This window comes from Pseudomonas sp. GW821-FHT07G10, assembly GCF_059418545.1.
In genome coordinates this window covers 121,676-136,721 of sequence record NZ_JBWKQB010000001.1, presented here as the reverse complement: position 1 = coordinate 136,721, position 15,046 = coordinate 121,676, and the positions used below count along the sequence as shown (strand labels likewise).

Annotated in this window: 12 protein-coding genes, 2 tRNA genes and 1 pseudogene; 11 read left to right on the top strand and 4 right to left on the bottom strand. The window is 58.1% G+C overall.

What is annotated here, in order from left to right; all coding sequences use genetic code 11:
• Positions 1-54 precede the first annotated feature (54 nt).
• Positions 55-882: an FkbM family methyltransferase gene (locus AC07O1_RS00680; RefSeq protein WP_495087629.1), complete on the top strand. Its 828-nt coding sequence runs from the start codon at positions 55-57 to the stop codon at positions 880-882.
• A 72-nt stretch (positions 883-954) separates the two neighbouring features.
• Positions 955-1,029: transfer RNA gene (locus tag AC07O1_RS00675), tRNA-Thr, on the top strand.
• 305 nt (positions 1,030-1,334) lie between these two features.
• On the opposite strand, the gene AC07O1_RS00670 is transcribed toward AC07O1_RS00675, so the two are convergent.
• Both AC07O1_RS00670 and AC07O1_RS00665 read right to left on the bottom strand, forming a co-directional pair.
• Complete coding sequence (locus AC07O1_RS00670) at positions 1,335-1,832, bottom strand: DUF4411 family protein (protein WP_495087628.1); 498 nt, start codon at positions 1,830-1,832, stop codon at positions 1,335-1,337.
• Positions 1,829-2,965 (bottom strand): ImmA/IrrE family metallo-endopeptidase, encoded by a 1,137-nt coding sequence (locus AC07O1_RS00665; RefSeq protein ID WP_495087627.1) that lies wholly within the window; start codon positions 2,963-2,965, stop codon positions 1,829-1,831. The genes AC07O1_RS00670 and AC07O1_RS00665 overlap by 4 nt, the downstream gene beginning before the upstream one ends.
• Before the next feature lie 737 nt (positions 2,966-3,702).
• Here AC07O1_RS00665 and AC07O1_RS00660 point away from each other — a divergent pair.
• From AC07O1_RS00660 to AC07O1_RS00635, 6 genes are all read left to right on the top strand, one after another.
• Entirely contained in the window at positions 3,703-4,014 is a 312-nt protein-coding gene (locus AC07O1_RS00660) for a DUF3077 domain-containing protein (RefSeq protein ID WP_495087626.1), read from the top strand.
• Positions 4,015-4,635: 621 nt separating this feature from the next.
• Positions 4,636-5,112 carry a formate dehydrogenase subunit gamma gene (locus AC07O1_RS00655; RefSeq protein ID WP_495087625.1) on the top strand — a complete coding sequence of 159 codons (477 nt, stop codon included), beginning with the start codon at positions 4,636-4,638 and terminating at the stop codon, positions 5,110-5,112.
• Complete coding sequence (locus AC07O1_RS00650; protein ID WP_495087624.1) at positions 5,109-6,671, top strand: formate dehydrogenase beta subunit; 1,563 nt, start codon at positions 5,109-5,111, stop codon at positions 6,669-6,671. Before AC07O1_RS00655 ends, AC07O1_RS00650 begins: the two co-directional genes overlap by 4 nt.
• The gene (fdhF, locus tag AC07O1_RS00645) at positions 6,668-9,556 is read left to right on the top strand and encodes a formate dehydrogenase subunit alpha (RefSeq protein ID WP_495087623.1); all 2,889 of its coding nucleotides are present in this window, start codon (positions 6,668-6,670) and stop codon (positions 9,554-9,556) included. Before AC07O1_RS00650 ends, fdhF begins: the two co-directional genes overlap by 4 nt.
• Positions 9,553-9,774, top strand: coding sequence for a formate dehydrogenase subunit delta (locus tag AC07O1_RS00640; protein WP_494994383.1), 222 nt, complete (start codon positions 9,553-9,555; stop codon positions 9,772-9,774). Before fdhF ends, AC07O1_RS00640 begins: the two co-directional genes overlap by 4 nt.
• 188 nt (positions 9,775-9,962) lie before the next feature.
• Positions 9,963-10,038, top strand: a tRNA-Thr gene (locus tag AC07O1_RS00635).
• A gap of 460 nt (positions 10,039-10,498) precedes the next feature.
• On the opposite strand, the gene AC07O1_RS00630 is transcribed toward AC07O1_RS00635, so the two are convergent.
• Positions 10,499-10,957, bottom strand: coding sequence for a hypothetical protein (locus AC07O1_RS00630; protein ID WP_495087622.1), 459 nt, complete (start codon positions 10,955-10,957; stop codon positions 10,499-10,501).
• Between the two features lie 136 nt (positions 10,958-11,093).
• On the opposite strand from AC07O1_RS00630, the pseudogene AC07O1_RS00625 reads away from it, so the two are divergent.
• The 3 genes and pseudogenes from AC07O1_RS00625 to AC07O1_RS00615 form a co-directional block, all read left to right on the top strand.
• Positions 11,094-11,520: pseudogene (locus tag AC07O1_RS00625) on the top strand (tyrosine-type recombinase/integrase); the annotation flags it as partial.
• 904 nt (positions 11,521-12,424) lie between these two features.
• Complete coding sequence (locus AC07O1_RS00620) at positions 12,425-13,417, top strand: integrase domain-containing protein (protein ID WP_495087621.1); 993 nt, start codon at positions 12,425-12,427, stop codon at positions 13,415-13,417.
• On the top strand, positions 13,401-13,676 hold the full coding sequence (locus AC07O1_RS00615; protein WP_495087620.1) for a hypothetical protein: 276 nt from the start codon (positions 13,401-13,403) through the stop codon (positions 13,674-13,676). Before AC07O1_RS00620 ends, AC07O1_RS00615 begins: the two co-directional genes overlap by 17 nt.
• Before the next feature lie 353 nt (positions 13,677-14,029).
• Here AC07O1_RS00615 and AC07O1_RS00610 read toward each other — a convergent pair whose 3' ends face one another.
• Entirely contained in the window at positions 14,030-15,025 is a 996-nt protein-coding gene (locus AC07O1_RS00610) for a hypothetical protein (protein WP_495087619.1), read from the bottom strand.
• Positions 15,026-15,046 lie beyond the last annotated feature (21 nt).

Sequence of the window (15,046 nt, the reverse complement as noted above, 5' to 3'; positions counted from 1 at the left end):
CGATTGGCGCGCGCGCCACCATTCCAACTCAGTTCGGACTATCAGGAAGAGACAGTGACGTTCATTTCTTACGCACAAAATTTCGAAGATATACGGTTGTGGCGCGCGCTGAAGTACATCGAAAACGGTTTCTACATTGACGTCGGGGCCAATGATCCCACCCTGGACTCGGTCACCCGGGCGTTCTACGACCACGGCTGGAACGGCATCAACATCGAGCCGCTCCAGGGCTACTATGACGCCCTTTGCCAGCAACGGCCCTTGGACACAAACCTTCAATGCGTGGCCGGAGAAACCGTACAAGACCTCACCTTCTACGGGATCGCCGGCACCGGGCTTTCGACCCTGGATGCAAACATCGCCAGGCAACACAAAGACGCCGGCATGGACGTGCGCAGCCAAACCGTCCAGTCGCGGACCTTGGCCTCGATCTGCAAAGAACACGTAAACGGCCCGATCCACTTTCTGAAAATCGACGTCGAAGGCCATGAAGAAACCGTCCTGCGCGGCATGGACTTCAACAAATGGCGGCCTTGGATCATCCTCATCGAAACCCCATGGAACCGCGACCAGACCTGGGAAAAAATCGTCACCGACGCCCGCTACCACCCCGTGCAGTTCGACGGCATCAACACCTTCTACCTGGCCGAAGAACACCTGGACCTCAAACCGGCATTCGACATCCCGCCATGCAACCTGGACGACTTCCAGTTTTGCTACGGGCATAAATTCAGCCACCCCGTATCCGGCACCGAAAAAGACCTGATCGCCGAACGGCGCCGGGCCGAAAAAGCCGAGGCAGAACTGCACGCCATGAGAAACAGCCGGTCATGGCGAGCCATTCAAAAACTCAAGAATGTGCTGGTTCGCAGCCGCGCTTGAGCCTCGTGTAAAAATAGCCTGCTTTCAGGGGTTACAGAGCCAAACCAATCGTTACAATCGTCGCCCTGACATGCCGGTATAGCTCAGTTGGTAGAGCAACTGACTTGTAATCAGTAGGTCCCGGGGTCGACTCCTGGTGCCGCACCATACAAAACGAAGGCTCGCAGAAATGCGGGCCTTTGTTGTTTCTGGGGTTTGATGTGATTGCACTTGTGCCCCAGAGGCCTCGCCCTGATTGAGCTTGCCGTGCAGCTTCCCCTGGTGTCTTTCTGAGAGATCGAAAATAAATCTGCCCCCTTTCCAGAGCCAATGCCTGCTCAGGAAAAACGGTGTCCCCATTTTTGTTCATTAAAGAACACTTGAAGAAACCCGTTGAAAATCAGACGGAAAGCGCATAGTGCACTCTGCTAAAAACTCCAACCCCCGGGCGATTTGAGCAAGCCATCTTATTTTCATTCGGGCAACACAAATCGTGCTTCAAGTCTATGCAACAACTCAAACGTATTCAAAAAAGGAACATTAAGTTCCTGGCAAATATTGGGAATTATGAATTTTCGTTTAGCGTCGAGATTCAGCACTTCATGAGTAACGACTGTAGCCCCTGTAGTCATCGATTTCGCAATTAACCAAGGGTCAGCACCCGCTAAAAACTCTTCCATAGCACCTATTCTCATCTTAGGCGCTTGACCAGCCACAAGCCCCGCAACCTGGGCGAATGCCAGTTGCGTATCCTGATCGGCGATGGCGTGAAAGAAATCAGAATTATCCTTCGCCCAACCCGCCAGATCGTCATGCCCTTTTGTTAGCTCATCCATTACAGGTGTAATACTGGCTAAAGCTAATGCTTTATTTTCAAGTAATAACCATTGCCAAAATCCGGGACAGATAGCCATCCCGTAGTAACGGTTCTTTGCTTCGATCAGTGTGTTAGCGTCGAGTAAATGATTCATTCCGTAATCTTGCTGGCAAGAGTCCTTAATTTGGCAGGTTGCACACCGAGCAAGTGTCCCGCATCTCGCAGCAGCATCCGGCCACTCATTGCTTCGGTCAGCACTACCTTGCTTAGGCGAGGGCTGTTTTTCGCGGTGGCGTTACGGTAATAGTCACCAGCGCCACCTTTTTCATCCTGGAAAGCCTTGAGGATCATTCGATAGTAAGCGCTGTAATGCGCTTGGCTTATATAACCAAGATCCAGTGCGCGGCGACCGATAGCTAATTTACTGATGTGAAACCGAGTGGCTAGCGGAGTTAAATTGTCTTCCCAGTTAACATCTGCGTTCCATAGGGCGCGGAATTGGGCTTCGGGAGCCAGAAACTCACCTGCAACTGCATTGCAGAAACGTTCCTCGTCTCGACCATTTGCGGTATTTCCGTCAGACACTCCACTGCGACCGATCCAGATATGAGCCAGCTCGTGAAGTAAGGTGAACAGCCTGGCGGTGGGTGCGTCGGAACTGTTGATAAATACAACGGGGGCATAGGCATTACTGATGGCAAAACCCCGAAACTCGCTCACTTCAAGTTTGCGATGAGTATTCCCTAGAGCAATGCCACTGCGCATAACCAAAATGCCAGCCGCTTCTGCAGCCTCAATCAAGGCACGGCTGTATTTTTCGTAATCCAATCGAGCAATGTCAGGGTTCACGCCGAGGATACGGCGGATATCGTCCACCACCTCTCTGACTTGAGATCGGCTATTGAAACGACCTACAAATGCCAGCGGCTGATGCTCCTGGTGTTGCAGATACTCCAAGTACCAGTCCTGCTTACGTATGGCATCCCTTACGGTGTCCAACAGTTCCAGGCTGGGGCGTTGAGGAGCAATCCCTCCCACTGTCCGCAGATCAGGTAAAGGCAGTTGTTCGACTGGAGGGTGCTGAAGAAACAAGAAGCCAAAAGGGATGTGAGCGACATTCGCCCACTTTTGAGCCTGAAGGAATGTTGGTTTGGTCTCGCCAGCCTCCCATTCCTCTACTCGATCAGGTTTCACTGGCAGCTTTTTAGCAACCTGCTCAGTGGAGAGACCCGCGCGCTCACGAGACCATGTGAGCAGGCTTGGATTGACGAAGGCGGCTTGGCTCATAGGGTCGCAGGCAAATCAGATGGGGCCAGTAAACGTTCGAGAGCATCCTTGGCAGATGCATCCGTCTGACGCTGGTTCCAGTTATCTGGCATTGCCTTTCTCCTTGGCTATTAAAGGTCTGGTTGCAGCGACTACAGATTAGTAGAGAAGCAGAGCTACCGACGGTAGAAGCGCGATTATGAGGTAAATTCGCAATGACCCTAAGCGCAAATATGTAACCCGCAGACAGATGGCATTGCCCTGTTTCAATACGCTTCATGACGCAAGTACACCTTTTTTGCAGCCTGCCGCCCCGCCTTCATCACCCGAATATCCGCAGTGACTGACCATATAATCACCCTGCGCTTCCGAAGGTTGCAGGAAAAGGGTCTGCGCGATACCCTTCCGGCGTCGCTGCCAATTCAGCGACCGGGTGTGGAAACCCGTGTAATTCAAGGCGCAACAGCGCCCCCATCACGATTGCCGGCGCTTTTTTTGTGCCTGCGGCGTGAGTTATGGCGGCTGTGCGTGGGACGTCTTCGGGCGTACCGGTTTCCTTGATTCCCGGTTTTCCACCCTGCGCACAGCTGTCACCCATTCGTGTGGAAACGAACGTGGCAGCTCCTCATATCAAGGAGTCTGATAATGCGCAGCATCAATCCGTTCAAAACGTGGCTTTTCCCTCAATGCAACTCCCAATCGCATAACACCCCACCGTCCGCCCTCTCCCACCGCCTCTCCATCATCGGAGGTGGCCAATGACCGAAAAATCAGAGCTGAAAACCATCGGCTTAACACCTGCCATCTATTGTTCAGATCAACCGCTATTCCACGTCACTCACGGCGTCCCCCTCGGCGATGCGTTAGCCATGGCTTCTGATTTTCTGTTTCTCGCCAAGGCGCTTACCGAAGATGCTGCCTACGCCAAAGACACCGACCGCCACGCCTGGGCCGCGCATTATTTGACGACGATGAGTAAGGCAGTGGTTGATGATGCGGTGAAGGTGCTTACGCGGGATCGTACTTCAGCACCGACACCTAAGCGGGCGGCGGCGAAGTCTGAAGGGTAGTGGCTGGGAAATTGTGGTTCTGATGCCAGTCGGTAAGGAATGAAGCCTGTGGGAGCGAACTGCTTGCGACGGCGGCGGTACATTCAGCATTGATGTTGGCTGACCTGGCGCTTTCGCGAGCAGGCTCGCTCCCACAGGGGTTGTGCGTGCTGACTGGAATTTTGGATTAGCCCCGAGGTTTTCGGGGCTTTTAATTACTCAGTTCAACGCAAATGCCGAGACACCCGTTTCGAAATCTCCACCATCGACGTCCTCCCGGTGAAGTCAACCGTCACCTTCCCCGACGGCAATCCGTTGTGCATAAACCCTCAAGCGAAAAGGCATAACAACCATTCAGCGACGACACCCTGGGCTCCACTCTTCTAGACTCAACCGGTAGTCGCAGAAAGAACCAAACACGTCGCTTTGGTGCAGATGAATCAAAGGCAGCGTGGCAAGCTGCCTGTTATGCCCTGAACAGGTGCGGCGAAGATCGCACCGGGCCCAACAAGATGCCCGCTCAGGGTGCCTGGCCAACGGCCTGAAAATGCCACGATACCGTGACGTGGTGTGAGTGCCGCAGCCGACACTTTCGGACAACCGACAACCGCCTGGTTTGCCCGTGACCGTGAGGAATGCTGTATGCCTGATGAGATGTTGCACCTGCCTATGGTCAACAGCCTGCTGGAGCGCCACAAGGGCTCCCCCGGCGCACTGTTGCCGATCCTTCATGAGATTCAGGAGGGCATCGGGTACATCCCCGATGCCGCCGTCCCCGAGATTGCCCATGCCCTCAACCTGAGTCAGGCCGAGGTTCGCGGGGTGATCAGCTTCTACCATGACTTCCGCACCGCGCCCCCGGCGCGGCATATCCTGCGTCTGTGCCGGGCCGAGTCCTGCCAGAGCCGCGGCGCCGAGCAGCTCGCGGCGCAATTGCGTGAACGCCTGCAACTGGACGACCACGGCAGCAGTGCCGACGGCAACATCAGTCTGCGCCCGGTGTGTTGCCTCGGCGCCTGCGCCTGTTCGCCCGCCCTGGAGCTGGATGGTCAGGTGCATGCGCGGCTCAGCGCCGAGCGTCTGGATGCCCTGCTCGACGCTTGCCTGGAGGATGCATGATGCCGAGTATCTATCTGCCCTGTGATTCTCTTGCCCGTGCCGTGGGTGCCGATGAGGTGGCCGTGGCCCTTGCCACTCAGGCCCGGGAACGCAATCTGCCGCTGGACCTGCAACGCACCAGCTCTCGCGGCCTGTACTGGCTGGAACCGCTACTGGAAGTGGACAGCCCGCAAGGCCGTATCGGTTTCGGCCCGCTGACCGCTGCCGATGTGCCGTCGCTGCTCGATGCGTTGCAAGGCGAGCCGTCCGCTCATCCACTGGCCTTGGGCCTGGTGGAGCAGCTGCCTTATCTGAAGACGCAACAACGCCTGCTGTTCGCCCGCGCCGGCATTACCCGGCCGCTGTCCCTGGAGGATTACCGGGCCCATGGCGGCTTCGAGGGCTTGACCCGGGCCATCGCCCTGGGCGGCGAGCAGACTGCGACTGCCGTGTTCGATTCGGGCCTGCGTGGCCGTGGCGGCGCGGCCTTCCCGGCCGGGATCAAATGGCGCACGGTGCGCGGCACTCAGGCAGCGCAGAAATACATTGTGTGCAACGCCGACGAAGGCGACTCCGGCACTTTCGCCGACCGCATGTTGATGGAAGGCGACCCCTTCCTGCTGATCGAAGGCATGGCCATTGCCGGAATCACCGTCGGGGCCAGCTACGGCTACATCTATGTGCGCTCGGAATATCCACAGGCCGTGGCCACCCTGCGCGAGGCGCTGGAAATCGCCCGGTCCGCCGGTTACCTCGGCGCCAATGTCGGCGGCAGCGGCCAGGCCTTCGACATGGAAGTGCGAGTCGGTGCCGGCGCTTATATCTGCGGTGAGGAAACCGCGCTGCTGGACTCTCTCGAAGGCAAGCGCGGGATCGTCCGCGCCAAGCCGCCCATCCCGGCCTTGCAGGGCCTGTTCGGCCTGCCGACCCTGGTGCACAACGTGCTGACGCTGGCCTCGGTGCCGCTGATTCTGGCCAAGGGCGCGCAGTTCTATCGCGATTACGGCATGGGCCGCTCGCTGGGCACCATGCCCTTTCAACTGGCGGGCAATGTTCGTCACGGCGGCCTGGTGGAACGGGCCTTTGGCCTGACCCTGCGGGAACTGGTGGAAGACTACGGCGGCGGTACCGCCAGTGGCCGACCGCTGAAAGCCGCGCAGGTTGGCGGCCCCCTCGGCGCCTGGGTGCCACCAGGGCAATTCGACACGCCGCTGGATTACGAAGCCTTCGCCGCCATCGGCGCCATGCTTGGTCACGGTGGTGTAGTGGTGGCTGACGACAGCCTGGACATGGCCCGCATGGCGCGCTTCGCCATGCAGTTCTGCGCCGAGGAATCCTGTGGCAAATGCACCCCATGCCGCATCGGCTCGACCCGGGGCGTGGAGGTGATCGACCGCCTGCTGGCCGCGCCTGACCAGAGCGGTCGTGATGAACAGGTGATCATTCTCAAGGATCTGTGCGACACCCTGCAATACGGTTCGCTGTGCGCGTTGGGCGGCATGGTCTCCTATCCGGTAGCCAGCGCCCTCAAGCACTTCCCCGCCGACTTCGGTCTGCAGCCTTCGGAGGCTGAGCAATGATCACTCTCTTCGACCCGAACACCGATATCGATCTGGGCACCCCTGCTCGCAACAGCGAGGTGCAAGTCACCCTGAACATCGACGGCCGCAGTATCAGCGTGCCCGAAGGGACCTCGGTGATGCGCGCCGCCGCGCTGCTGGGCACCACCATTCCCAAACTGTGTGCCACCGATAGCCTGGAAGCCTTCGGCTCCTGCCGCATGTGCCTGGTGGAGATCGACGGTATGCGCGGCTACCCGGCGTCCTGCACCACGCCGGTCAGCGAAGGCATGAGCGTGCACACCCAGACGCCGAAGCTCGCCACCCTGCGCCGCAACGTCATGGAGCTGTACATCTCCGATCACCCGCTGGACTGCCTGACCTGCTCGGCCAACGGCAACTGCGAGCTGCAAACCGTCGCCGGCCAGGTCGGCCTGCGGGAGGTGCGTTACGGCTATGAAGGCGACAACCATCTGGCCGACCAGAAGGACACCTCCAACCCCTACTTCGACTACGACCCGAGCAAGTGCATCGTCTGCAACCGCTGCGTGCGTGCCTGCGAAGAAACCCAGGGCACCTTTGCCCTGACCATTACCGGGCGCGGTTTCGAATCCCGGGTCGCGGCCGCCGGTGGCGAGGACTTCCTCGACTCCGAATGCGTGTCCTGCGGCGCCTGTGTGCAAGCCTGCCCGACCGCGACCCTGATGGAAAAAAGCGTGGTCGAACTGGGTCAGCCCGAACGCAGCGTGATCACTACCTGTGCCTATTGCGGTGTGGGCTGCTCGTTCCGCGCCGAGATGAAAGGCGACCAGCTGGTGCGCATGGTTCCAGACAAGAACGGCCAGGCCAACCACGGCCACTCCTGCGTCAAAGGGCGCTTTGCCTGGGGCTACGCCACCCACCCGGATCGCATCACCAAGCCGATGATCCGCAAGCACATCAACGACCCTTGGCAGGAAGTCAGCTGGGATGAAGCGGTGACCTACGCCGCCAGCGAATTCCGCCGGCTGCAGCAAAAATACGGCCGCGACTCCATTGGTGGCATCACCTCCAGCCGCTGCACCAACGAAGAAACCTACCTGGTGCAAAAGCTGGTGCGCGCCGCCTTCGGCAACAACAACGTCGACACCTGTGCGCGGGTCTGCCACTCGCCTACCGGCTATGGCCTGAAACAAACCCTGGGCGAGTCCGCCGGCACCCAGAGTTTCGACTCGGTGATGCAGGCCGACGTGATCCTGGTAATGGGCGCCAACCCCAGCGACGCCCACCCGGTGTTTGCCTCCCAGCTCAAGCGCCGCCTGCGTGAAGGCGCGCGGCTGATCGTCATCGACCCACGACGCATTGATCTGGTGGACACGGTGCATGCCCGCGCCGAACTGCACCTGGCCCTGCGCCCGGGCACCAACGTCGCCATGCTCAACGCCCTGGCCCACGTCATCGTCACCGAAGGCCTGCTCAACCAGGCCTTTATCGACGCCCGTTGCGAGGGCAGCGATTTCGCCCACTGGCGCGAGTTCGTCAGCCGCGCGGAAAACTCGCCAGAAGTCCTTGGCGCCATCTGCGGCGTAGCCGCTGCCGACATCCGTGCCGCCGCCCGTCTGTATGCCACCGGCGGCAATGCGGCGATCTACTACGGCCTGGGCGTCACCGAGCACAGCCAGGGCAGCACCGCGGTCATGGGCATCGCCAACCTGGCCATGGCCACCGGCAACATCGGCCGCGAAGGCGTGGGCGTGAACCCGCTGCGTGGGCAGAACAACGTTCAAGGCTCCTGCGACATGGGCTCCTTCCCGCACGAGTTGCCCGGCTACCGGCACATTTCCAACGAGGTGATACGAGCGCAGTTCGAACAGGCCTGGAACGTTACGCTGCAACCCGATCCGGGCCTGCGCATTCCCAACATGTTCGAGGCAGCCTTGGGCGGCAGCTTCAAGGGTCTGTATTGCCAGGGCGAAGACATCGCCCAGAGCGACCCGAATACCCAGCACGTCACCGCGGCCCTGTCGGCCATGGAATGCATCGTGGTGCAAGACATTTTCCTCAACGAAACCGCCAAGTTCGCCCACGTGTTCCTGCCGGGCGCCTCGTTCCTGGAGAAAGACGGCACCTTCACCAACGCCGAGCGGCGCATCTCCCGAGTGCGCAAAGTCATGGAACCGCTGGGCGGCAAGGCCGACTGGGAAGGCACAGTGGCCCTGGCCAACGCGCTCGGTTACCCGATGAACTACAAGCACCCGTCCGACATCATGGATGAAATCGCCAGCCTGACGCCAACCTTCAGCAACGTCAGCTACGCCTCACTGGAGCGCCACGGCAGCCTGCAATGGCCGTGCAACGCCGCGGCACCGGACGGCACACCGACCATGCACATCGAGGAGTTCGTGCGCGGCAAGGGGCGCTTCATGCTCACCGGCTACGTGCCCACCGAGGAAAAGGTCAACAGTCGCTATCCCCTTCTGCTGACCACCGGACGCATCCTCAGCCAGTACAACGTCGGCGCCCAGACCCGGCGTACCGAGAACGTCGCCTGGCACGACGAAGACCGCCTGGAAATCCACCCGACCGACGCCGAGAGCCGTGGCATCAACGAAGGTGACTGGGTCGGCATCGGCAGCCGCGCCGGACAGACCGTACTGCGTGCGCGGGTCAGCGAACGGGTAGCCCCAGGCGTGGTGTACACCACCTTCCACTTCCCTGAATCGGGGGCCAACGTCATCACCACCGACAACTCCGACTGGGCCACCAACTGTCCGGAGTACAAGGTCACCGCCGTGGAAGTCAGCCGCGTCTACCACCCTTCCGAGTGGCAAAAACGCTACCAGGCATTCAGTGACGATCAACAACGCTTGCTCGACGAACGCCGCCAGGCACGCACCGCCGGAACAAAAGCCGAGGTACGCCGATGAGCACCGCCAACCTGATCAAAATGGCCAACCAGATCGCCCAGTACTTCGCCGGCGAACCGGACCAGCAACAGGCCGTGCTCGGCGTGCGTAATCACCTGCAGATGTACTGGACGCCCGGCATGCGCAAGGAGTTGCTGGCCTGGCAGACGGAGCATCAGGGGGCAGACTTGCACCCACTGGCACAGGCGGCGGTCAGTGGGGCGGGCTGGGAGGCTTAGATTCACACGATCCCCTGGCCTGTGAAGACAGGCCAAGGGGCGTTCCAGAGGCTTTTAAAGTCGACTATTCGAGGGCGCGGAGAACCCACACACACCCAAGCACAAAGCGTCAGCACGCCCCACGCAAAAATAGTCAGATTTCAGGGGTTTACAGAACCAAACCAATCGCTATAATCGTCGCCCAACACGCCGGTATAGCTCAGTTGGTAGAGCAACTGACTTGTAATCAGTAGGTCCCGGGTTCGACTCCTGGTGCCGGCACCATACAAAACGAAGGCTCGCAGAAATGCGGGCCTTTGTTGTTTCTGGCATTCAGAAAGTCCAACGCCTAAAAACATCCCGCCCCCCCCCCGGAGCTGCCGAAGGTTTGGGCCGTGTTCGGACAATCTTTTGATCTTCAGATTTCGACCCCAACGCGAATCCGGTTGCCTACCTGGAAAGATCGTCCACCGGATAACCTCGTAACCGGAAATGTTTGTGTGATTGACACTCTCGCAGTCCGGATCGAAAATAAGCGTTGAGGACTGCAATTGCGCATCTCTGGGCATGGGCTCCAGTAACGCCCCCCCGGAATTTCGGCAGCAGAGATACTGGCACTCTCTGAAGTAGTGACGATGAGCTGGCTCATCGGATCCTGAACCCAAGGTCAGTTATGACCCGGAGCTAAAGAATCGCTGCGACTACTCCTCATGAATCATTAAAGGCGCCCTGCAGGGCGCCTTTTTTATGGGGCTCCCGCAGACCTGACAACTCGACCGACCAAGGTCCCGTCCAAACGTCGCTTCGGATACCATGTGATCACGTAATACCCAAAACCGCGACGCTCATTTCTTGGCTCCAACACCAGAGAGCCAGCAGGCGTCTTCATCACCGCCAAACGGTGATTCCCGCGCAAATCACGAAACTCGCAATAAATCGGAGCACCACGAACAATCATTCGGGCCACATGTGTGGCTACGCCGTCGATTCCATCACAGCCATGCTTGAGCAAATCTGAACGATGCGCCGCCCAGATATGCCTGATCCCAAATCCTCTGTTCTCACCCTTGTGTACCCCCACCCGGAGGTAAATCTCACCACCCGGCAAAGCGAACGCCGGCATTTCAGGAATAGTGCCGAAGCTGAGCGAACCGGAGGGATGAGAGACCAGCGCATTTTCTTTGAGCTTGAACAATTCAGACAAGAAGCAATCCACAGCCAGCGAGAACGGAATGGGGTGATCACAAGTAGCCGGCATTGTGAGGTACAACCAAGTTCCTAGGCGCTGTTACGGGTTGGGATTGTGTAAGGCTATTTGTCCAGGTAGTGCTGAACCAAAGGTGACCTTCCTCGAACAGATCCATGTGCTCACCGGTAAATTCGAATTGGTGCTCACAGGCGATGCCAAGTCCTGGGAACCTATGTCCGAGAACACCGTGAACAAAGCACTGCGTACGATGGGGTTCGACACCAAGAGGGAAATTTGCAGTCACGGCTTCCATTCGATGGCCCGTAACGCACTGATAGAGTCTGGGTTGTGGTCAGAGATCTCGATTGAGCCGGCAAATGAGCCACAAGGAACGCAACAACGTCCGCGCCGCTTACATCCACAAAGCAGAGTTCATCGAGGAGCGCAGGCTGATCATGAACTGGTGGAGCCGGTACCTGGAGGCCAACCGGCAGGAGCATGTCACTCCACACGAATTCGCGAACCAGACCGGAGCGAACGTCACTCGCCTAAAAGCAAAACGTGGCGCAACTGAATAAGCACTCGGTATTCATATCTGAGTGATCCGCTTGTCCAAGCGGGTCCATCCAAACAGGGCTGCAAAGCCGCCCTGTTTGGATGGACCTCACTTAAAAAATCTAAAGCCCATGCAACTATCTGTGGAAAACCACTGATTTCCACCGGTGGATAATTTCATCCACAGCCGCAGAACGCCCGAAAATTCGATCCTTGACCCGAATTATCCACAGGCGTAGAAAAAATCGGGCAAAGCGCTGTCGTTGACAGCAACCCAGGTAGCCAGAACCTTTAAGGCTACGCCACACCGTGGTGGTTCTCCCAAAGTGCGATTAGCGTCCGGCGGCTCGCACGGTCACAGCGATGTGATGGATGCCTACTTTTATCAGTGTGCCCACTGCGGCAACTCATCCCCTTTCATAGCTGCCCTGCAGCAACCTATCCGCGTGGCCATTTCCTTGCGCCAACCTGCGCCCGTCTCTTTCTCCCGGAAAGAGACGGGCGCTCCTACCACTGCTGCAGCCCAACTCGTACAAGGCTTTGCGGCATTCCCCCTCGTGACAATCGGCGTGACAAACACCGAAAAGTCACCCGCAACAGCGATGCAGATGATGGTGCCGCAGCCCACGGAAGGACTGCACCTGACTGACAGTCAGGCATGCCCCGGTCATCGCATCACTGCCTTCACCCGACTCAGGATCTCGCGGCGCTGGTCTCGTCAGCCAGTGCAGCCTCCACCCGCCCACCGGTAACGGTGCTCAGGGGGCCAGATCATGAGATGCCCAAGCTCTTGGCCGTAAGGAGCCACCAGTCCCGCGTTAGAGGACATCCCCACAGGTCGCAGGGGCCTTGATCCCTGATAACACTCAGCATTCTTGGCGGGATGACGTGGGGCGGAAACGGGAGATCAGCCAAGAGGTAATGGGTATGGCACTGGTAGGAAAACGCGATGGGCGAAATTTCGGGTATGGCAGGCAATTGAGCTATGCCGGTCCGCAAGCGCTGAAGGACATGTTCGGCGGTGGGCACTACGGCACGGTCAAGGCACATAGCGATCGATGGCAGGCGTTCGTGAAGTGGTGCCGGTCTGAGGACGGGCCCAAGGTGAATGATGCGCGGCAGATTGATCGACAGGCCTTGGCCGATTACGCGATTTACGTCCGTGGCCAAGTCGCACGCGGTGAACTTGCCGTCAGTACTGCGCAGAACCGCCTGTCCAGTGTGAACCGGACTATGGCTGCGCTTCGCGGCGATCAGTATGTGACGGTGCCCAACCCTAGCAAGGCGTTGGGCATCCAGCGCTGCGGGGTACGTAAGTCAGTGCCGCAAGGCCAGAACCACGCGCAGGTGAAACAGATCGTCGATGCGCTATGCAGCTGCGGTCAATGGCGGGCGGCCGCGATTGTTCAGTTGGCGCGGTCCACGGGCATGAGATTGCGCGAGGCGATCCTCGCTGATCTGCCACGCCTTAGCCGAGAGGCCAACGACCTCGGAAGGATCAACATCCAGGATGGCACCAAGGGTGGCCGGGCTGGTGCTTCGGCGCCTCGGTGGATTGTGGTGGATGAACATGTTCGTGATGCGCTGGGCTTCGCTGCGCAGGTCACGCCAGCCGGCAGCCGCAATCTGGTTGCGCCGAGCGAGAGTTACCAGACCGTTCTACAAGGAGTTGCCGGGCCCGCACGAGAAGTCCTGCACGCCCACAACCTCAAAGGATTTCACGAGCTGAGGGCGGCATTTGCATGCGAACGCTACGAGCAGATCACCCGGCATCGCGCACCTGTTAATGGTGGCCGGTGCCACGTCATCGACCGGAATCTTGACCGTGAGGCTCGCATGCAGATCAGTCAAGAACTGGGGCATGGTCGGATTGATGTGGTCGCTACCTACATTGGGGGCCGGTATGACCAAAGCGTTTGATATGGAGGTGTTCTTGGCCGGCGTGCTGACTGGGTCACATACGACTCGACAGCGGCACTTGCGGCAGGCGAGAGTTATCCAGGCTGCTATAGCTGAGCGGTGGCAGCGGGAAACACCTTGGGGTTGGAAGCGGAAGCATCTGGATTGGTTTCTAAAGCATCGCTTGGAACAGCGTAGTGAGGACACGCGATATTATTATCTGCTCACTGTCAGAGTAATCGTTCGACGCTTAGAGGCCTCATGGGTCTTCGATCTTTGAGCAGAGACAGCTCCCCAAAGAGACCGGCTGCAATCGACGCGGAAGGGCCTTTCATCGCATGCAGAAATCGACCAAACTTGTTCGTAGCCGCTGTTGCCAGGCTGCGCGGGACATGAGGAACTCTACAGGACCCAGATCATAAATCCTCCGCACACTTCCACAGCTTTGGCTTTGCCCCATCCCGGCAAGCTACTCCACCTGCGCTAGGTCAGTCTTTCATCTGCCTGCACGCTCGCCTGGATATAACCTAGAAACCTAGAAACGAAAAAACCGCCAAGATGGCGGAATTCTTCGCTGGTTCGCGTGCCCCGTGGCTCGAACCCTCATCCTAGCAGCTGTCGATCTCACTGATCTCAAAGTCCGGAATTCAAGCTCGATTGCTCGGCCCCAGGCGCAGACTTGTACTCGCACCGAAGACGTATGAAATCGGTCGGAATCGGTTCCCCCCCTTCAAAGAATTCAGCAAAGTCGAAGCTTTGAAGCTTGTAAGGGGCAACAAGAACTGCCTCTTGGCCGGCGCCCAAAAATATCACGGGCCGATTAGGAGCGACATTGCTGCACTCATGCGAGTAGTTGAAGTCAAGTGCATGAGCCATGAGATAAACCTTCTCCGACACCCTGGAATCTGCTATTTGGGCATGGGACCAGCTCCAGCCGAAGTACAGAATTACACAGGACACAAAAAAAGAGAGCACCGAGTACAAAGGAGGCTCGTGCGCTTCTACACCTGCCAACTTACCTCTGACCCAGCCTAGACCAATAAATCCATGTACCAGAGAAAGAATCAGTGCGACGGTGAGAATGAACGGCAGCACCAGCTTTATGATTAGCAGGCCGGTAGTAAACACCAGCGTGATGGGTAATGCGGAGGCATCCACATGAAAGACACCATTCACGTAAGTCGCTGCGCTTCCTCTTGAGTACAGCACCACTCCCGAAAGTATGACAGACACCAAGAACTTGGTACTGGCAAAACCCCAAAGCGCTCGGATAACATTTGATCGCTCCAAAGATACGCCGATGAAGATTGTGCAAAAGACGACAGCCCATAAGCGAAACGCAACAGTGTGTTCTCGCACCCAGTCGAAATCACTGGTGGCCGACCGTGTAGTAGCAAGTATGACACCTAAAATGCCAATGAGCCCAAGCGCCCAGCTAAGCTCGTAACGTCGTCGGCCCTCTGCGTAGCCCTGAAGGGAAAGCCACTCCCTGAGATGCTGGTGGATATCTCGTACGTAATACTTCAGCGACCTTTGACGCCCATGGACCAGATCCTGCTCCCCACCCTGCACTTCATGTCGTATTTTCTCAAGGTGCTGCTTAATTTCTTGACTAATATTTTTATCCATTTGATTTTCTCGAATACTAAT